Below are 21712 nucleotides of genomic sequence, written 5' to 3' on the forward strand. Positions count from 1 at the left end.
ATTAATACTCTTTAACACACACAACTCCATACTTACCAGCAGTTTGTTTGTTTCCTAGGGGCTGATGCGATGGTAGATGGTATATGGTTATATGATTCTGGTTCATTATCCAAATCCAGTCTTGTACTGCTATTTGGTCTAGTTTTATGTTGTCGTTAATGGTTTTCTCTGGCCACTGGGTGAATAGTGAGATATGACTATTTTTTAGATCTTCTGGTGTGGCCATTCTTTGAGAATTAGTACAATATTTCATTACATTATGAAAATCCAATTGCACCCCTGTGCTAAACCACTTATTCATGTTAAAGGTATATACCATATTCTTGCTATTAGTCGTTTTAGGTCTTCCTGTGATGGTGACTTTTGCAGTGTTGCGACCTTCCGGGTGTTTATTCAGTGTCACAACACCTTTGCTATCAATAGATAACCAATTTTGGTCAACCTCCCAGTTATAGTTAGATGCGGTACCTAGTGAAGGGTTGATGGCAAATTGTGCTCCAGTAAATCCGGTAGAAGGGAATTGCTTATCAACCGCATAGGTTTCCTTAGTACCTAACGGTGTAATTGATATTTTGTCGTAATTGACAATTTGAATAGATTGGTAATTACCCGTATAACCAACTGAACTATTGAGTAATTTGATGTTAGCAATTTCTGAATCTGAATTGTTTTTGTACTCAACAGTGTATACTCCTGCCGAGTTTTCTATCATATCCTTTGATATCTGCCCATACATTATGTTTGATGTGATTTCTATTTTTGGCTTTTTCCCTGTAATCAAATGACCATTATCATCTTTAAGCGTTAGCTGTATCGTGGTAGGTTTGATATCAGTTGTGCTTGTTTCATAGGTACTCGCAGTGAGTGAGCTTTTCCCTGGGGCAAATACAGGTGCGCCAGCTTCAATAGTAACCACTTCAGGTTTACTATGTGCATTGCCTGCACCTGCTGAAATTATATACTCTCCAGGTTTTGTAAAACTGAGCGTTCCTTTATATTGGCGAGTGAAAGTGTCACTTGTTATATCCCACTTCTCTTGAATAGCTGATGATTTTTGATTTTTATTATGTATTGCAATATCGCTGTCATTAATAAATACATCATTACCGTATTTATCCTTGATTTTTAACTCAACATTATATGTTTTACCCATATTGGTATTAGTTTTATCAAGTTTTAATTCAACGGTTGCAATGTAACTGGTGTCTCTGAATGGGGTCACCATTATCTGTGCAGTATCCGAAACAGTATTCACTTTTGCTGTCAGCTTGTGTTGGGCTGTTTGAGTCAGTGATACAGTGGCATTGTATTCACCTTTCTTCAGTGTATTTTCTTGCCATGCCGTTATTAGCACTGAACTTGGTTTTTGAGTATCAGTTAAGTTGATATCGGTTTCTTTTAATCCAGTGACGCCATTGTAATATTGGTCAGTTAATGTGAATGTTAACTTGAACTCTTGCCCTGGCAGGGTAGTTAATTTCCCTGAACTATCAGCGGTTATTGAAGACTTCATACTGATCTTGGCCACATGTTTAACACCTTTTGGGCTTTCAACACTGATAGTGGCATTTGAAGAGTGTCCATTAACCTTGGCTGTTAGTGGATGTGCTTTGGCTTCAGTTAGCGCTACGCTGGATGTGTACTTACCCTCATTGCCTTCAATCCAAGCTATTGGTATTAATGTATTTAAATGTTCCAGTGTGATATCAGAAATATTAACCGCGACAACACCATTACCGAATTTATCTTTTAGGCTGAGTTGAAGCTCAACGTCAGCATTAATTGCTACTGTTTTTGGTGCATTTAACTCAACTTTCGCGACATTTTTGGCACCTTCTTGCGGTTTTACATCAATTTCGATATTTTTTACCTGTTTATTTACCTCAACCGATAATGTGTGTTTTTTAACTTTCTCTAGCGTGACCTGAGCCGTATAGACACTACCGTGTGAAGATGCTTTCACCCACGCTGCTTTAGTGTTAATCGTGCTGTCGGTATTTTTGAACATAATATCTTTCGATGTGATATCTGCCACTTCATTACCATAGTTATCGAGCATGGTGAGGATTAATGAGGTGCTTTCCCCTGCATTGACTGAAGTTGCCACCGTGGTTAATTTGATCTCCTTAACATTGCTAGCCCCTTTCAACGCTTTCACCGTGACTTCCTTGGTATTGGCATCTTGTTTATTCACCGTCGCGGTTAATGTGTGTTTACCCACTTTGGTTAATGGTAAAGTGGCTTTATACACGCCCACCGATTCCATTTTCCAAGCAATATTGCTGCTATCAATAGTTTCTCCTGTATGACTATCAGTTAAAGCAATATCAGCCCCAATGACGCCAGTAACCAAATTGCCATATTGGTCTTTTAGTTCTAACGTTAAGTCAACCTTTTTACCTGCATCAAACGTATTTGCGTTTGTGGTCATTTTTGCGGATTTCACCACATCTTTTCCACTTGGATAGGTTGCTTCCACGGTTTGGATACGGCTTGAGCGGTTATTTACGGTGGCTTTAAACTGATAATTACCAACAGTGCTTAACTGCTGCTTGGTGGTATACACGCCATCTTGTGGATTAGCCCATGTAACGTTGGCTAGTTTTCCATTATTGGTGAGCTGAATAGCCCCTGTATCGATATCAATAACACCGTTATCAACGCTATCCGTTAAGGCTAATGTTAATTGCACTTCTTTACCTGCCTCAATAGTACCCTCATCGGTTTCAAGAGTGGTTTTATGCACCTTATTTACCCCTTTGGCAGGAGCAACGGTTAGCTCAAGCTTATCGCTGAGTAGTTTATCTACTACGACTTGAATAGACTGCTTATGTAGCTTATTCATGGTGAGTTCTTGAGTATATAGCCCGCCGCGGAGTTCTCTCCATGTTGAGGCTGAATGTAAGTTAGTTAATAATTTTAATGAGTTTGCCGCACCAGTCAGTTTGTTATCGAACTTATCTTTTAGTCCGACAGTTAAGGTCACTTTATCGCCTGAGTTGGCACTGTTAGTGGGGGTATTACTGGTGATAGAAATAGTCTCTAGCGAGCCTCGTAAACGGTCTTTATCATAAGAAGTGATTGGGATTTCTATCGGCGGATTGACGAGCCATTCGGCAGTTTCTGACTGGCCGTTGACTTCCACTGCTATTTTATAGCGGCTAGCTTTAGCGGCGGGAAGTTGGGCGATATATTTATTTAACACATTTTTTTCCATAAAGAGGATGTCTTGTTTTTGCCCATTAATGGTCACAGTAATATCGCTACTGGAGACATTTTTAACCGGGTTGCCATATGCATCAGTTAAATCAATAGATAGCGGTGATGATTGTCCTGCATCACTGTTGGCTATTGGTGAAATGGCGATGGTCTTCACTGCATCTTTACCTGTTGGTGAATTGACCGTGATAGTTGCTGTATCTGTAAATTGATCAATACCAGCCATCAGAGTATGCGTCTTAACGTCACTGAGCATGATGCGAGTTGTGTAGATCCCTAATCCATGGTTATCTTCATTCCAGATCACGTTAACTGGCTTCTTGTTATCAGTCAGTGTGATTGTATTATTGTTGATATGAATAACCGGGTTGTTATCCATATCAGTTGCTTTCAAGGACAAAGAGACTTCATCACCCGCAGTGATCATATTTGATGTCGCTGATAGCGTTATATTGCGAACTCGGTTTGAGTCAGTGGAAGGCTTCGCTTCAATTAATATATTTTTACTATGTTGTAAATTAACTTTAGCTCTCAGTGAATGAATACCTGCCATTGATAGGGTAATGGGGGCGGTATAGACCCCGTTACCTTTTGAAACCCAAACTAAGCCTGCAAGATCTTTCTTAGTATGCGCATCATTTATGGTGATATCTTTAGCGGCGATCCCTTCAACGCCATTATCCCATTGGTCTGCTAATATCAGTGTCAACTCTGTTTTACTGCCTACAGTCAGTTGGTTTGTATTGGCCTTGAGCTCAACCGTTTTTACCTGTGTTGGGTCTGTTAGTGCGCTGACATCAATCGTCAGTGGGGCGTTGGTTTGGTGATTAACTCGGCTTACAAAGGTGTTTTTCCCTTGTTTATGCAGAGGGAGTGTCGTTGTGTAAATACCTGCGCCTTTCTCTAACCAGGCCAACTTAGGAACAAGCGTATGATTATGCTCTAATTGAATGTCGTTGGTTTGTACCTTTTCAACACCATTGCCATGGCTATCAGCCAATGTCAGTTGTAATTCGACGGTGTCACCTACCTTAAACGTCCGGTTGGTCGCCTTTAATGCCACATTGCTCACGGCAGGTTTACCCTGTGGCGCTTCAACATCGATAACCTGTGATTGGCTAATACCATTAGCTGTGACTTTTAAGGTGTCAGTGCCTAGCTTGCTTAATAATAAGTCAGCGGTATAAGTACCATCCGCATTGTCTTTCCATATGACAGAGCCTGATTGTTGGTGAGTGATAGCGAGACTGTTGACACCCGTTAGCGAATTACCAAAGCTATCTTCTAACATTACAGTTAATGCTAGCAAGGTACCGGCTGGTTGGGTGCCAGACGGTGCGGTATTAAATTGCACTTTAGCAATAACCCCGCGTTGGCCCTTAATTCCATTTCCTTGATGGTTAGTGGCAACGATGGTGCTTGGAACCGCCACCTTCAATGTTTTAGCAACTGAATTGATATTATTAGCTGTAACAATAATGTCATAGGAGCCACTTTGTTCCGCAGGTAGTGTGAGAATGTAGTTGCCATTATCGAGTGGTGCTACAGCAATCGTCGATGAGTGTTTATTATCGACTTTAACGGTGACCTCTTTGATACCTGTGACGGAGTGATTATTTATATCTGTCAGTGCAACAATTAATGTGCTGTCCATTCCTGCGATTTGTGTAGGAAGAGATAAGATATCAACATTCTTGACTGTATTGACCTCGTCACTCTTTATTACTTCAATATCGACAGCTTGGCTGCTAATTCCATTAACGGTGGAACGTAATGCGTCTTTGCCCAGTGTTTTTAAGGTTAAATCAGTGGTATAGGTGCCATTATGGTGATCAACCCAAGTCACTTTACCGATTTGGTTATGTGCTAATATGATGTTTTTAACATCAATACCGCTAAGCGCATTATCAAACGCATCTTTTAAGGTTAGTGTGAGTTTTACTGTCTCACCGGATTTAAAGTTTGGTGCGTTTGTCGCAGCGAGCGCAACGGTATTCACTACACCGGCTTGGCCTTGAACACCTGAACCATCGGTTTTTGTTGTTTGAATCGTTTTGGCGGCAGTAACTTGCCAAGTTTGTTGAGTTTCCTGTTTATTGGCCGTCACTTTAACCAGATAATTTCCTGTTTTTTGTGCAGGTAAAGTGGCGATATAAGTGCCTTTATCCGTTTTCGATTCAACAAATGTTAAGTTAAGTGGCTTATCATTGAGCGTAATTTTAATGTCATCCGCAATGTGTGTCACACCATGACGATTGCCATCAACCGCTTGTACGCTAATGGTTTGCTCTGAGCCGGTTGCCGATGGGGCGATAGCGGCAATAACCAGTTGATTAACTTGCTTGATATCGGTGGAATTTGTCACGGTGATGTTTGCTGGTGAACTATCGATGCCGTTAACGGTGGCGACTAATGCATCATTTCCCAATACCTTTAATGGCAGGGTCGCGGTGTATTGGCCATTGTTATGGTCAGTCCAAACGACATGACCTGCCTGCTTGTGCTTCAGCGCAATGTGGTTGCTGGAGACGCCTTTTAATGGGTTATTAAAGCCATCTTTTAGCTCGACAGTGAGCTGTAAATGATCACCAGATACTGAACTTGTTGATGCGGTTTTCAGTTCAACATGGCTAACGACGCCGCGCTGGTCTTTTTTGCCACTTCCATTTGAGGTCGCAGCGACTGTATCAGGTTCTGTCACTGTGAGTGTTTTTGCCGTGGATGGTTTATTATTGGCAGTGATAACGACACTATAAACCCCACTTTGTTGTCCCGGTAATTTCCCTGTATAGGTGCCATCTGTTTGTTGAGTGACGGCAATATTTAGTGGTTGTTGTTTCGCAATATTCACAGTGACCTCAGTGATCCCCATGACTGTGAGGCTGTTTATATCGGTCAAGGATACTGCAAAGTGGCTTTCGGCACCGGCTTGCGGACTGGCGATATTAACAATATCAACCTGATGGGTGCGGTTGCTTCCAATTGCATTTTCAACGTTGATGTCAACTGGCGTACTTTTTATCTGGTTAACCATCGCCACTAAGTTCTCTTTTCCCAGTGTCTTTAACGGTAAATCAGCGGTGTAGGTGCCATTATGGTGATCAACCCAAGTCACTTTACCGGTTTGGTTATGCGCTAATGTGATGTTTTTGACATCAATGTCGCTAAGCGCATTATCAAACGCATCTTTTAAGGTTAGCGTGAGTTTTACGGTATCACCGGATTTAAAGTTTGGTGCGTTTGTCGCAGCGAGCGCAACGGTATTCACCACACCGGCTTGGCCTTGAACACCTGAGCCATCAGTTTTTGTTGCTTGAATCGTTTTGGTGGCAGTAACCTGCCAAGTTTGTTGCGTTTCCTTCTTATTGGCACTGGCCTTGACGGTATAGTTACCGGTTTTTTGGGCTGGTAGGGTTGCAATGTAAGTGCCCTTAATGGTTTTCGATTCAACAAATGTTAAATTAAGTGGCTTGTCATTGAGGGTAACGTTGATGTTATTCTCAATTTGAGTCACACCATGGTTATTGGCATCAACGGCTTGTACGGTGATTTGCTGTTCTGTTCCCGCTGCAGATGGTGCAATCGTCGCGACGATTAGCTTACTCACCTGTTTAATATCAGCAGTATTTTCCACGGTAATATTTGCTACCGAACTATTGATACCGTTAACGGTGGCGGTTAATACATCGCTTCCCAGTACCTTTAATGGCAAGGTCGCGGTGTATTGGCCGTTGTTATGGTCGGTCCAAACCACATGACTTGCTTGCTTGTGCGTTAGTGCAATGTGGTTGCTGGAGACGCCTTTTAATGGGTTATTAAAGCTATCTTTTAGCTCGACAGTTAACTGTAAATGATGGCCAGATACCGAACTTACTGATGCGCTTTTCAGTTCAACATGGCTAACGACGCCACGCTGGTCTTTTTTGCCACTTCCATTTGAGGTCGCAGTGACTGTATCAGGTTTTGTCACGGCGAATGTTTTTTTAGCCGAATTTTGTTGATTGGCGCTAATAACCACGTCATAAGAGCCACTTTGTTGCCCAGATAATTTCCCTATGTAGCGGCCATCTGCTTGTTGAGTGACATTAATGCTTTCTGGTTTTTGCTTACCGATGGTGACCTCAACACTTTGGACACCGTCGATTAAGTTACCTTGAGCATCGGCCAGTACCACCGTGAAGGTGCTTTCTGCACCAGCGGCTGCGTTGGTAATATCATTAATATCGATTTTATGAATCGCGTTATTGCCTAACTGTGGTTTGACATCAATAACAATGGTTGGGCTTTGTATGTTATTTACGGTGATAAATAAGTGATCTTGTCCTAATTGCGTTAAAACTAAGTTAGCCGTATAGCTTCCATCTTTTTGTGCTATCCAAGTGGCTTTACCCGCTTGTTTATGGGTGAGTGATTGCGCTAAATCAACGCCAGTTAATGGGTTACCAAAGGCATCTTCTAATATCGCGGTTAGCTTTAACGCACCGCCAGATTTTAGGTTATTATTTGGGGAAATGGCGAGTGTTGCACGGTTAACGACACCGCGATAATGTGGTTTACCACCATGATTGATAGCAATGGGGGAAGGAGCGCTAACGGTTAAGGTTGATTCTGTGGATTTAACACCACCAACAGTGGCAATAATTTTATGAACGCCTGATTTTTGGCCAGAAAGCGTGCCAGTATAGGTTCCTTTGCTATTGGTTGTTTCCGTGATTTTAAACAATTCTTCAGTGCCATCAATAGAGATGACTGCGTTACTATCTATCCCTGTAATGGGTTGGTCATTGGTATCAGTGATTGATAGTGTGATGGAACTCGTTTCACCTGCAGCGGGTTTAGCGATATCTTTGATTTTAACTTGCTTGATTTGCGAGGTCCCAATAGCACTTCCCACGTTAATATTCAGTGGGGAAGTGGTTATTTTGTTCACTTTCACGGTTAAAGTATCTTGGCCAATTTTGGTGAGAGGCAAAAGAGCCGTGTAGTCGCCGTTGCGGAGGTCTATCCAAGTCACAGAGCGATTGCTAGGTTGTCGATGATTTAACTGAATACTCGCGCCACTGAGCCCTTCAAGGGGGTTACTAAATGCATCTTTAAGTGTCACGGTTAATTGTAATGACTGCCCTGATTTTAGGTCGTTAACCGCTGATGAAGCCAATGTAACGGTTTTAATGACGCCACGCTGATTTCCTATACCACTTCCATTGTTGTCTTTCACGGCTATGGTTGCAGGGGTTTTAACTGTCCAAATTTTTGATGCAGTTTTATTATTCGCCGTCACTTTAACGGTATATTTACCCGTATTTTGTACAGGTAACGTTCCTGTATAAATACCTGCTTGAGTGAGTGACTCTGTTAAAACAATCGATGTTGACTGGCCGTCGATATTTGCCGTTATCATGCTGCTAATCATGGTGACGGGGTGCTGATATTTATCAGTGACTTTTACGGTGATAATTTGGTTTTCACCTGCATCACTCGGGATGATTGTTTCAAGTTCGACGTTAGCAACTCGATTGATATCCGTCGTATTACTCACTGTAATAGGGAATTGTTGTGATTTATGACCATTAATAGATGCCGCGATATTATTGGAGCCAGTTTGTGTTAACAGCAACGAAGTCGTGTAAGCGCCATTACCTTTATCTAACCATTTCAGCGAGCTTGCCTTGTATCCATCCAAAATGATATTACTGGTGTCGAGAGCCGTTAACGGATTATTAAATGCATCGAAGATGGTGACAGTGATATCCAGTTTGTCACCTGATTGCAGACGTGAGATATCACCTGTTGTCATGGTTAGGTTATTGATAACGCCTCGTTCACCATGAGCACCTGTTCCGCTTGAGTTTTTCGCGCTAATTGGGGTTGGTTTTTTCACCGCTAAAGTATCTTTAACTGAGCTTTGGCCATTTACCGTGGCTATAATGTTATGATCACCTGCTTGCTGTGCGGGTAGCGTGACCTCATAAATGCCCGGTTTCCCTTCCTTTGCTGGCAAGGTGTGTGGGGTGCCATCAATCTCAATAACCATTTCCTGTTCACCGACCACTGGATTGCCATTTTTATCGGTTAATTGAACAGTTAGAGTGCCATTTGAACCTGCATCTGCTTTTTCTATTTTGGTGATTTCAACTTTACTGACGTTATTTTGACCCGACGCGTGACTAACTTGGAGCGGTGTTACAGCGGTTTTATGATTGCAGATAGAAGCAATTAAGTTTTTATCGCCAACTTCAGTCAGTGTGAGAGTCGCCGTATAAGAGCCATCGCCATTATCCGTCCAGACTGGCTTGCCGTTAAATCCGTCAAGGGTAATTGTATTTAGCTCAATTAAACCGTTATTAAAAGCGTCGGTGATGGTCACGGTGATTTCAAGTTGATCGCCAGACTGTAAGTTACTGGTATTGCCTGTCGTCATAGCAATACTATTGACCACGCCTTTTTCTCCCGGTTTACCATTGCTATTTGGTTTAATTGGAGTTGGTTTTGCGACCACTAAGGTTGTGTCAGTTGAGTGTTGGGCATTCACACTCGCGCTAATGTTGTGATTGCCCGCTTGCAGTGCGGGTAGGCTAACCTCATAAATCCCGGGTTTACCTTCTTTTGCAGGACGTTTATAGGCTTGTCCATCAATATGAATGGTAATTTCTTTTTCACCGACAACCGAGTTGCCATATTTATCGGTTAACTCGATAGTTACAATACTATTTGTACCAGCCGCCGGTTTTTCTGTTTTGGTGATTTTTACCTTATCGACATGGGAAGCGCCTATGGCATGATTGACCTGAACTTCTGTATGTGGGCTATGGGCACCATTGACGGAGGCAGTTAAATTATTGCTACCAACGTCGGTTAAGGTCAAGGTAGTGGTATAAGAGCCATCACCATTATCTACCCAGCTTAAGGTATTTCCTTTGTGTTTACCGATATCGATGTTATCAGTATTTAAGCCAGCTAAGCCGTTACCAAAGGCATCAGTTACCGCAACCGTGATTTCAAGAGGATTACCGGATTCAAAACGGTGAGTGTGATCAAGTGTGATTGCGACTTTGTCGATAACGCCTTTCTCACCTTGTTGGCCTGTACCATTCGAATTATTCGGGCTAATTGGGGTCGGTTTTTGCACTTCTAAAGTATCTTTAGGGGAGCTTTGGCCATTTATCACGGCAGTAATTTGATGATTACCTGCTTGCAGTGCTGGCAGCGTGACCTCATAGATACCGGGTTTCCCTTCTTTCGCGGGGAGAGTATGTGGTTTGCCATCAATATTCACGGTCATTTCAGTTTCACCGACTACTGAGTTACCGTTGTTATCGGTTAATTGAACGGTTAGTGTGCTGGTTGAACCTGCGGCGGGTTTTTCTGTTTGAATAATTTCAACTTTACTGACTTTGTCTTTTCCTTTGGCATTGCTAACTTGGACTTGTTTTTGCGGGCTCTTAGTACCATTGATGGAAACGGTAAGGTCATTATTGCCGATGTCGGTTAGTGGCAAGGTGGTGGTGTAAGAGCCATCACCGTTATCAGCCCATACCAATGTATCGCCTTTGTGTTTACCAACATTGATATTATTGGTGTCTAAGCCTGACAAGCCGTTGTTAAATGCATCAGTAATGGAAACGACGACCTCAAGTTTATCGCCAGATTGCAGATGGCTAGTATCGCCTGTCGTGATAACGATATTATCGATAACACCTAGTTCGCCTTTTTGCCCTGCACCGCTTGGGTCTTTAGGTTTAACAGGCCGTGATTTATCAACAATAAGCGGCTCTTTTGGTGATTCTTCTCCATTAACGATAACAGAAACAATGTGGTTGCCTGCGAGTTGACCCTGAATAATGACGTCATAAATACCTGGAGATGTTTCTGTCACTGGCAAAGTATGTGCTTGGCCATCAATATTGACAGTCACTTCTGTTTCACCAACAACGGGGTTGCTATGTTTATCGGTTAACTCGAGGGTTATAGTGCTATCTACACCTGCTGCTGGTTTTTCTACTTTAATGATTTTGACTTTATCAACATGAATAGTCCCAGTGGCATTAGCGACCTGAATATCAGTTTTCAAGCTAGTGGTGCCATTAATAGAAGCGGTTAAATCATTGGTTCCGATCTCCGTTAATGGCAAAGTGGTGGTGTAAGACCCGTCGCCATTATCCGTCCATATCAGCGTATCGCCTTTATGTTGACCTATATCGATGTCATTGGTGTTTAAACCCGTAAGTCCATTATTAAATCCATCAGTAATGGTTACAGTGACGTCAAGAGTATCTCCCGATTGTAAACCGTGGGTTCGGTTTGGAGTGACGGCGATATTTTCAATAACGCCTTTTTCCCCTTTTTGGCCTGTGCCGCTTGAGTTGTTTGGGGAGATTGGTTTTGGCTGCTCAACAATTAACGTTTCTGGAGAGGAGGTTTGCCCATCAATGGTGACGGTGATACTTGGCGTACCAGTATGTTGTCCCGGTAATTTTCCGGTGTAGATACCACTACCAGGACGGTTTTCCGTGATAGTAATTGGTGTTGGTTTGCCATCGATGTTCACGATGACAGAACCATCAGCGCCAGAAATAGGGTTGTTGTTTGTATCAGTCAGTGAAATGGTAATCGTGCTGTCTGTGCCAGCAGCGGCTTGCGCAAGGTCGACAATCGTGACATGGGCTAATTGGCCAAATACAAAATGGGTTTCTACCGTGACGCTTTGTTCATTCAGTGTTGCCGTTATTTTGGCAGGCCCTGCGACTTGGCTTTTTACCTCGACTTCAGTGTTACCCTGTTCATCGGTTGGGCTTAGCTGCTTGGCTGTGGCATTTCTTGCCTCAAGTTGCAGTACAGCGTCTTTAATGGGGTGTGCATTATCATCAGTAACATGGAATTGAATTTTGTTATTGGATGTCCCATCGGCAATCGCATTATCATTGAGGATATTAAAATGCTTAATATGCGCTTGATGCGTATCGGCAATAAAGAAAAAGGTGGTTTCAATGGGAACGCCGCCATTTGGCACTACCTGAATTCGGTGTTCACCCGTAGTCAAAGTGGTGAATTGAATCGAAGCTTCCCCTTTGATATTGGTGGCAATTTTATATTTTTGTTTATCAGTTGATTTTGCCGCCTGCATTTTTTTGAATAAATTGCTAAACGCCATTCTTGAAGAGGTGGCTTTTTGTGTGACGAATTTAAGTCCTGCAGGGAGAATAAATGTCACTGTTGAGTCTGGCGCGATATTATTTAAACTATCTCTGGCCGTAATCGTTAATTTATTAATATCTTGGCCGTTAGCAACCGCATTTCCTTGCTTGATAACCTCATTTGGGTTAATTGATAATACGCCGGAGTTTGTAACTTCAACCAAAGTTGTGGCCTGTGGTGAAATATTTCCTTTGCTGTCAGAGGCTGTTACCGTGAATCGGTAAAGGTTGATTTTCTTCCTTTCTTGTTCGGTCATTGCCAATTTATAAGACGGCAATTTGACTCTTGTAGACGCTCCGTCGAGGATTATTTCGCCCCCAGAGGCTAAAAATTCAGGTGCTTGTACGGCTAATTGATCTAACGGATATTTGGTATTGAGGGTATTAATTAAAGGTAATAATTCCCCTGTCTTCCCTTGGATTATTGAGGGTAATGATAGGGTTATCAGGGTGTTCTTTTGGTATTCTAGTACGATATTGTTATTACGATTCACAAAATCATAGCGACTGCCCATTAAACGACGAGCATCACCCACTTTACTTGGGTCAAGCTGTTCTGCGAGGCTCTTACCCAGTGCCCAAGTGAACTGGACTTTGGCATTAGTTTCACTTAATCCCCCACTGATTTTTTGTTCTGCGCTTAAAGTTACCAGTGAGAATGGAGTCCAGTTTATACCAACCGTTGTGGCAAGAGGGTCTTTCTGGCGCTTATCTTTGCCAAATAGGGCGACATCGTCGCCAAAATACTGCTCAAATTTAAGGCTTCCGCCAATATTTGGGTAAGAAGGCAACCAGCCCTCAGCGTGTAAATCCCATCCATTAGCCGGGCGGGCATTGTAGTCATTCTTTAATTCAGGAGCGCTACGCCATGCTGATGTACGTAAATAGGTATTGGCACTCAGTTTTAAGAAATCTTGAGCGTACTCTGCCCCGAAACCTAGGCGAGAGTGGTAGCGAGATAAGTCATGATCAAAAAAGGCATTGACGCCCATCATACTCTCTGGGGTAAAGCGACGAACCCCAATACCATTATTGGTTTGTAATCGGCCATCAGTACGGTGAATGTTATGTTGGGTAAACAATAATAAATCTGTACTGTCATACCAAGGAATTAACCAATCTAATTGGGTATTTTTAATGGTTAATTTTTTATCTACGTCAACACTGAATTTGGCATTACCGGTTTTGGATAACCAACGATTTATCTCATCTGTTGCCGCATTTGTGGCTTTACTGCGAGCGAAGTCTTGTGCCATATCAGCAAGATCTGCCGCTTTTTTCTTACCAGAGATAAAACGCGCAGCACTTTGGCTATATTCAGCAACCAGCTTCTCTGTTTTATCATCATCGGTTAGAACGGGGTCACTTTCCAGAGTAGGTAGGTCATCAGGTGTGAGCATTTTTGCATAGCTTGGTATAACCGGCATGATGGCCGAAGACCATATTGCAGTAAAGAGCACAAAACCATTTGAGATTTTATGTCTCATGGTTGGCTTTGTGGTTGACGTAGCGGGGTTCATTCAATTTATTCCTAGTTTCAATATTAACTGGGTTATTGTTGAATGCTTATATAGGTAAGAGCTTGTGAATTAGTTTGACTTAAACAGAAGCGGAATTTACAAGGTGGAATAACACGGAATGGGCAGCTTTTATTAATAATGCTAAAAAATAGTCTCTTCGCCTATATTAAAGTATTTTTATCAATTGGGAATAAACCTTACTTGAATGAAAACAAGCTACTAGCTTATGAAACATGCGATATTGGATTGGTAAGGAGAGCAAATTTAGTCGCGATTCAATAAAGTCATAAGCTAGGTTAGTTGAATTTAAAAAGCCCCATCAGGGGCAATTTTGATACTGAAAAAACAACTAAATTAAGTCTATTTTACAGCGAACAGCATTATCCCATTTTTTGAAATAGCTGCCTTAGCAAACCTAACGGTGTGCGTGGATGGCTGCTTTGTTCATTTACTGGCGATTTGAAAAGAGTTCCTGTGCTTGGCTGAATATTTATCCCAGATGCATTCCTTAGAAAATTAACTTGTATTGTTCGGCTATCGCCATTTAAGTTAGCAATGATATCCATGGAGCCTTCGGCTAAACTGCTGATTTCTAATTCTGTATTTCCATATTCATCAGTCAATTTAGTTGGTGAGATAACGCCATTTGGTGCTTCAAAATGAACCCGTGCCCCAGCGATGCTTTGTCGGCTATTATTCACAATATGCAGTTTAATTTTGTTTTTACTGATCCCATCAGCGACTGCATTGTCTTGAATGATATCAATGCTACCAATGAATGACTGGCTAATATCGGGTTTAAAGTTAAACATTTCATTTATTTCTATGCCATGTTCCGTATTCGCTTTTATGGCATAACTTCCTGATATAAAAGAGGTGAATTGAATAGAGGCTTCACCTTTACTATTGGCAACGATGCTATAGGGTTGTTCAGAAACTGATTTTGTCGCTTGGGCTTTCCACATAAAATGATTAAGTAATGAATAATACCCCATATTTTTTTGGCCAATAGATTTAAGGCTTGCAGGCAGTGTGAAGCTGACTTTTGCATTGGGGACTGGGTGGCCAAGAGCATCTTTAATTACTACGGCGAATGTATTTGCGTCTTTACCGTTAGCGACGGCATTATTTCTTTTTACGGTATTTTTATGGGTGATGGTGAGAGCACCGGTATTGGTAACTTCAATTAACGTTTCCGCTTGTGGAGAAACATTTCCATTGGTGTCATAAGCCGTTACGGTTAAACGATAAAGGTTGAGTTGTTGGTTTTTAAAAGCATTGCTGGCAATTTTATAAGATGGCAGTTTTACTGAGCTTTCTATGCCATTAAGGTGAATTTCTCCCCCAGCGGCTATCAATTCAGGGGCTTCTATCACTATTTTTTCTAGCGGGTATTTCGTGGTTAAATTGCGGATAATAGAGAGTTCTTCTCCTGTCATACCCTGAATAACTTTCGGTAATGAGAGTGAAATTAACGTTTTCTTTCGGTACTCCAACACAATATTGTTATTACGGTTAACAAAATCATAGCGGTTACTGGAAATATGACGAGTAGCTTCTATCGCGGAAGCATCAAGATGTTGTGCTAAGCTTCTTCCTAACAACCAATTGAAGGCAATTTTTGCACTTGTTTCATTTGTTCCTCTATTACCTATTTTATGTTCTGTATTTAGCGCAAGGAGAGGGAATGGGGACCAATTGATGCCTACAGTAGCCGCTATTGGGTTTTTCTGACGCTCATCTTTACCAAATAAAGCCACGTCATCACCATAATATTGTTCCAGTTTTAGGTTCGCACCTAAATTGGCATACGTAGGGAGCCAACCTTCAACTTGAATATCCCAACCGTTAGCAGGTCGTGCGTTATAATCATAGGCTAATTCGGACGCACTACGCCAAGCCGATAGCCCTAAATAGCTATTCGCACTCATTCGAACGTAATCTTGAGCATACTCGACTCCAAGCCCTAAGCGCGAATGGTAATGGGATAAATCATGATCAAAGAAAGCATTCACCCCGATCATGCTATTTTGTTGGAAATGACGTAAACCAATACCGTTATTGGTCTGTAACCGGCCATCAGTACGGTGAATACTGTGCTGAGAAAATAACAACAAATCGTGTTGATCATACCAAGGTACTAGCCAATCTAATTGAGAAGCCTTAATTGACAATTTTTTATCGAGATTAATATTGAGCCTGGCATTACCGGCTTTGGATAACCAATGTGTTATTTCATCTGTAGCGATGTTAGCCGCTTTATGGCGAGCGTAATCTTGTGCCATATCGGCAAGATTTTGGGTGTTTTTTTCTTCAGAAGCAAAGTTTGCGGCATTTTGCCCATATTCCGCTAAAAAACGTTCAGTACTATCTTCAAGTTGGGCTTCAGATTGGGGTCCTTCAAATTGAATAGCATTACTACCGAGTGTAGGTAAATCGTCTAAATGGGCGATTTGGGCATAGCTTGGCACCATTGGCACAATAGCCGTAGACCAAATTGCCGTTGAGAATAGCAAGCAGTTCGGTAATTTAGGTTTCAATTTTGACGAAGGGGGATTCATCGAGCATATTCCTGATATCAATATTAACATGGCTATTTTCAGGCTAGACAGTGCTCAGTGCTTGTGAATTGATTGGATGAATACGGAAACACGATTTGTATATTGGAAATATTTGGAATAACTGGCTTTGGTTGATAATCAAAAAATACAGAATATTATACAGATTAAAATAAATGATTTTTTATTGGAAAAAATCTTACCATAATAAAAACAACAAATTAGATGAGGAAGTTATGGAGTTAACATTTTTAGGAACCAGTGCTGGGGTGCCGACAAAAGAGCGCAATGTCACCAGTATGATATTAAATTTGGTCGGTATTCGTAAAAGCTATTGGTTATTTGATTGTGGCGAAGGGACACAGCATCGCATTTTAAATAGCCCATTTAAAACGCCAAAAATTGAGAAAATATTTATTACCCATTTACATGGCGACCATATTTTTGGTCTACCCGGCTTGTTATGTAGCCGTTCAATGGGGGGAGCGACAGACCCGCTGACGGTTTATGGTCCAAAAGAGTTAAAGCAATATATTGAAACGGTATTAGCGGTGAGTATGTCTTATATGACATACCCGTTGGAAATCGTTGAAATTGAAGCTGGGCAGTTATTTGATGATGGGGAGTTAATTGTAACGGCTTATGCCCTTGACCACCGTGTTGAGTGCTATGGCTATCGTATTGAGGAGTACCCGAAGAGTGGTGCATTAGATGCAGTCAAATTAGCCAATGACAATATTCCTCGAGGCCCTTGGATGCAAGCGCTTAAAGCGGGAGAAACGATAATTCTTGATGACGGGCGAGTCGTTAATGGCGCTGATTACCTCGGTGAGCCCGTACCCGGTAAAGTCGTTGCGATTTTTGGAGACACTCAACCGACAGAGCAAGCGCTGGCGCTCGCGAAAAATGCCGATGTAATGATCCATGAAACGACACTAGAGGCTGAATTCGCCGAAAAAGCCAATGAGCGTGGGCACTCGACGACAGTACAAGCGGCGGAGCTAGCACGTGAAGCGGGAGTAAAACGTTTTATTGCCACTCATTTGAGTGGCCGCTATACGAGTGAGGATATTCCAAGGTTATTGGCACAGTGCCAGTCAGTATTCCCTCAAACGGAAATCGCAGAAGATTATTTGACGGTGAAGATCTAATGTTGGCGGGCAATAGGTTGCCCGCTAAATCTATTGATGGTTTTAATAAATCACTTTCACAAAGCCATTACGGCAATATGTTTCATATTCATCAGAAAGTTGCCGGTTTGTGACAATCACATCAAATTGTGATAATTCCCCCATATTGGCGGTAGCGACTTCATCAAACAGGTTATAGGGCGCTAATAAAATCTTACGGATGGATTTCTCCATAGCTTTTTTCTTCATGGGTAAATCATCGAGATTATAGCAAGTTACACCAAAATTCCCATGTACACCGGCCGCTGAAATAAAGGCTTTTTTGGGGTTGATTGAATCCAGTAATGAAGGGAGAGATGGGTTGTAAAAAGAGTCACTTTTAGGACGATATTCCCCACCACACAGTAGCGCGGTGGCATTTTTTTTCTGACTAAGGGCGAGAAAAACGTTATGTGAGTAACAAATACCAGTGAAATTAATCTCTTCGGGGATGAGTGAAATTAAGGTTGCCATTTCAATGCCATTATCAAAGAAGATCACGTCATCTTCAGTCACCATGCTCGCTGCAAGGTTAGGAATATATAATTCTTCAGTTTGATCTGGGGTAAAAACATCCGCTTGTGGCTCATTTGACACTAAATTGACAGGTTGGGTAACAGAAACAATATAGCCGCCGAGGAGCGACATAGGGATAGGGCCTTCGGTATCAGCGCTGAGGTCTCGTCGAATAGTCATTTCTGAGACTTCGAGTATTCTAGCGGCTTCTTTTAAATGAATGCGCCCTGAGCGTTTTAAACATTCACTTAAACGGCGAAGGCGTTCTTTTTGTTTAGTTTCTATCACCCTACAATCCTTTTATGATATACAAAATTGGCGCGGTTAAACCGCGCCCCATCACTTAGTAGTCACTTGGCTTGGTTGCCGTTCCTGTGACAATTGCAACACTCGCACTTGCACCTACACGGTTTGCGCCGGCTTCAATCATTTTAATTGCAGTTTCACGGTCACGCACACCACCGGAGGCTTTGACACCGACTTCATCGCCAACGACTTTACGCATCAGAGCGACATGGTGTTCTGTTGCACCCATTGTACTGAAACCTGTTGAAGTTTTCACAAAACCGACTTTAATTGTGCGGCAAATTTCACAAACTTGGGTAATTTCTTCATCAGTTAACAGGCAATTTTCTAAAATAACTTTTAATGTTGCTTTACCGCAGGCGGCAAATACGGCTTCGATATCACGACGAACAAAGTCTAAGTCGCCACTTTTGAGCATGCCAATGTTGATAACCATATCGACTTCATCAGCACCACGGCGCACAGCTTCTGCGGCTTCAAATGCTTTGGTTTCAGTTAAGCCTGCACCGAGTGGAAAGCCTACCACACAGCAAACCTTAACGTCGCTGTTTTTTAAAAGTTCGCTGGCTAAAGGAACATAACCTGTGTTCACACAGACAGATGCAAAATGGTGCTCTGCAGCTTCTGTACACAGTTTAGTAATATCGCTGACAGTCGCATTCGCAGCAAGTAAAGTGTGATCAATATATTTTGCTAAGTCTTGCATTTTCAACTTTCCTATATAAATGTGGGATAGACAACAAAGAATGAGGAAATGTGGTAGATATAACACTTGATCATTCGTTATTCGAGATCCTAATCACAAATGATATTTTTGCAACATGATAATGTTACTATCATATCATTATGTGATTTATTTAACACGAGGGACATTATGGATATAGCAGTTATTGGTTCAAACATGGTTGATTTGATCACTTACATCGATCAAATGCCAAAAGAAGGCGAAACGTTAGAAGCGCCAGCTTTCAAAATTGGTTGCGGTGGTAAAGGTGCGAACCAAGCGGTTGCTGCTGCTAAGTTAAATTCAAAAGTGATCATGCTAACCAAAGTCGGTGATGATATTTTTGCAGATAATACGATCCGCAATCTAGAGTCTTATGGCATTAACACCCGTTATGTGGAAAAAGTACCTTGTACCTCCAGTGGTGTTGCGCCAATTTTTGTTAATCAAAATTCATCGAATAGTATTTTGATCGTCAAAGGGGCGAATAAGTTTTTATCCCCAGAAGATATCGATCGCGCAGCGGAAGATCTGAAAAAATGTAAATTGATCGTTCTGCAATTAGAAGTCCAACTTGAAACAGTTTATCACGCGATTTCATTCGGTAATAAACATGGGATCCCTGTGTTGCTTAACCCAGCGCCTGCACAACGTACGCTCGATCTGGATTTTGCCTGCCGATGTGATTTCTTTGTCCCTAATGAAACTGAACTCGAAATTTTAACCAATATGCCAGTCGACACGATGGATAACATTCGTCGCGCTGCGCAGTCTTTACTGGATAAAGGGTTAAAAAACGTCATCGTGACATTAGGGGAAAAAGGGGCGTTATGGATGACCCGCGACAGCGAGTTACATATACCCGCAATTAAAGTGAATGCGATTGACACCAGTGGTGCAGGGGATGCCTTTATCGGCTGTTTCTCTCATTACTATGTCCATACGGGGAATATTGAAGAAGCACTGAAAAAAGCAGTGATGTTTTCGGCTTTCAGTGTGACAGGGAAAGGAACTCAATCTTCTTATCCAAGTGTTGAGCAATTTAATGAATTTGTACAAATCAACACAGCTAATGAATAGCTAAATAATAATAGTCCAACGTAGCTATATACCCTTTGAATAATTAAGTGGTCATCAGAGCCACATAGCCACTCATCGGGTATAAATTATAAAAATATAAGGGTTACTATGAACATTAAGAACATCACTCAGTTACCGGATGGCTACCTGAGTAAGACTCCTCTATTCCAATTTATCCTACTATCGTGCCTGTTCCCATTGTGGGGATGCGCAGCAGCATTAAATGATATTTTAATCACACAGTTTAAAAGTGTCTTTGAACTCAGTAACTTCGCCTCTGCTTTAGTACAAAGCGCATTCTATGGTGGTTATTTCTTAATCGCTATTCCAGCGTCGTTAGTGATCAAAAAAACCAGTTATAAATATGCCATTATGGTAGGGCTGATCCTATACATCGCGGGCTGCAGCATGTTCTTCCCTGCGTCTCATATGGCGACTTACACCATGTTCTTGGCCGCGATTTTCGCCATTGCGATTGGTTTAAGCTTCCTTGAAACCGCAGCGAATACATACAGCTCAATGATAGGACCTAAACAATACGCTACATTGCGTTTAAATATTAGCCAAACTTTCTACCCAATTGGCGCTGCTGGTGGGATCTTACTGGGTAAATATCTGGTATTTTCCGAAGGAGAGAGTTTACAAAACCAAATGGCGGGAATGAATGCGGAACAAATCCATGAATTCCGGTTAGCCATGTTGGAGAATACCCTCGAACCTTACCGTTACATGATTATGGTATTGGTTGTGGTAATGATTTTATTCCTTATTACCAAGTTTCCTAAATGTAAAGTGGCAGAAACGCAAGATCATAAGCGTCCTACTGCATTAGAAACCTTAAGATATTTAGCGAAAAATAGCCGCTTTAGAAAAGGAATTATTGCCCAGTTCTTATATGTCGGAATGCAAGTGGCAGTGTGGTCATTTACTATTCGCCTAGCGCTAGAAATGGGGGATATTAACGAACGTGATGCCTCAAACTTTATGGTGTATAGCTTTGCCTGTTTCTTTATTGGTAAGTTTATCGCCAATATTTTAATGACTCGCTTTAATGCAGAGAAAGTCCTAATTATCTACTCGGTGATTGGTGCGCTGTTCCTGATTTATGTTGCATTTATTCCGAGTTTCACTGCAGTGTATGCAGCGGTCATGGTGAGTATTCTATTTGGACCTTGCTGGGCAACAATCTACGCAGGTACTTTGGATACTGTTGATAATGAGCATACCGAAATGGCCGGAGCGGTCATTGTAATGGCGATTGTCGGTGCTGCGGTTGTTCCTGCAGTTCAAGGCTATGTCGCAGATATGCTGCACTCATTACAGCTTTCATTCCTCGTTTCTATGCTGTGCTTCGTGTATGTCGGTTTTTACTTCGTTGGTGAACGCCGCTTTAAAGCCAAACAAGCTGCAAAATAGTGCTCAAATT

The 21712-nt window shown here is 41.8% G+C and carries 7 protein-coding genes; 3 read left to right on the forward strand and 4 right to left on the reverse strand.

Going from position 1 to position 21712, the window contains the following annotated elements:
* Position 1 precedes the first annotated feature (1 nt).
* Together CYG50_RS22050 and CYG50_RS22055 are read right to left on the reverse strand one after the other, a co-directional pair.
* The gene (locus CYG50_RS22050; RefSeq protein WP_102139124.1) at positions 2–13933 is read right to left on the reverse strand and encodes an invasin domain 3-containing protein; all 13932 of its coding nucleotides are present in this window, start codon (positions 13931–13933) and stop codon (positions 2–4) included.
* A gap of 380 nt (positions 13934–14313) precedes the next feature.
* Positions 14314–16494, reverse strand: coding sequence for an inverse autotransporter beta domain-containing protein (locus CYG50_RS22055; protein WP_168222878.1), 2181 nt, complete (start codon positions 16492–16494; stop codon positions 14314–14316).
* Between the two features lie 233 nt (positions 16495–16727).
* On the opposite strand from CYG50_RS22055, the gene rnz reads away from it, so the two are divergent.
* Positions 16728–17642: a ribonuclease Z gene (gene rnz, locus CYG50_RS22060; RefSeq protein WP_102139189.1), complete on the forward strand. Its 915-nt coding sequence runs from the start codon at positions 16728–16730 to the stop codon at positions 17640–17642.
* A 42-nt stretch (positions 17643–17684) separates the two neighbouring features.
* On the opposite strand, the gene deoR is transcribed toward rnz, so the two are convergent.
* The gene (deoR, locus tag CYG50_RS22065; RefSeq protein WP_102139122.1) at positions 17685–18464 is read right to left on the reverse strand and encodes a DNA-binding transcriptional repressor DeoR; all 780 of its coding nucleotides are present in this window, start codon (positions 18462–18464) and stop codon (positions 17685–17687) included.
* Positions 18465–18519: 55 nt separating this feature from the next.
* Positions 18520–19188 (reverse strand): deoxyribose-phosphate aldolase, encoded by a 669-nt coding sequence (gene deoC / locus CYG50_RS22070; RefSeq protein WP_102139121.1) that lies wholly within the window; start codon positions 19186–19188, stop codon positions 18520–18522.
* Between the two features lie 168 nt (positions 19189–19356).
* Here deoC and rbsK point away from each other — a divergent pair, with 168 nt between their 5' ends.
* Together rbsK and fucP are read left to right on the forward strand one after the other, a co-directional pair.
* Positions 19357–20286 (forward strand): ribokinase, encoded by a 930-nt coding sequence (rbsK, locus tag CYG50_RS22075; protein WP_102139120.1) that lies wholly within the window; start codon positions 19357–19359, stop codon positions 20284–20286.
* Positions 20287–20394: 108 nt separating this feature from the next.
* On the forward strand, positions 20395–21702 hold the full coding sequence (gene fucP / locus CYG50_RS22080; protein WP_102139119.1) for an L-fucose:H+ symporter permease: 1308 nt from the start codon (positions 20395–20397) through the stop codon (positions 21700–21702).
* Positions 21703–21712: the final 10 nt, after the last annotated feature.

This window comes from Providencia huaxiensis (assembly GCF_002843235.3).
Taxonomy (GTDB): Bacteria; Pseudomonadota; Gammaproteobacteria; order Enterobacterales; family Enterobacteriaceae; genus Providencia; species Providencia huaxiensis.

Bases quoted from the DNA above. Each gene is read 5' to 3' on its own strand.
- CYG50_RS22050 (WP_102139124.1), bottom strand. From the start codon at position 13,933: ATGAACCCCGCTACGTCAACCACAAAGCCAACCATGAGACATAAAATC.
- CYG50_RS22055 (WP_168222878.1), bottom strand. From the start codon at position 16,494: ATGAATCCCCCTTCGTCAAAATTGAAACCTAAATTACCGAACTGCTTG.
- rnz (WP_102139189.1), top strand. From the start codon at position 16,728: ATGGAGTTAACATTTTTAGGAACCAGTGCTGGGGTGCCGACAAAAGAG.
- deoC (WP_102139121.1), bottom strand. From the start codon at position 19,188: ATGCAAGACTTAGCAAAATATATTGATCACACTTTACTTGCTGCGAAT.
- rbsK (WP_102139120.1), top strand. From the start codon at position 19,357: ATGGATATAGCAGTTATTGGTTCAAACATGGTTGATTTGATCACTTAC.
- fucP (WP_102139119.1), top strand. From the start codon at position 20,395: ATGAACATTAAGAACATCACTCAGTTACCGGATGGCTACCTGAGTAAG.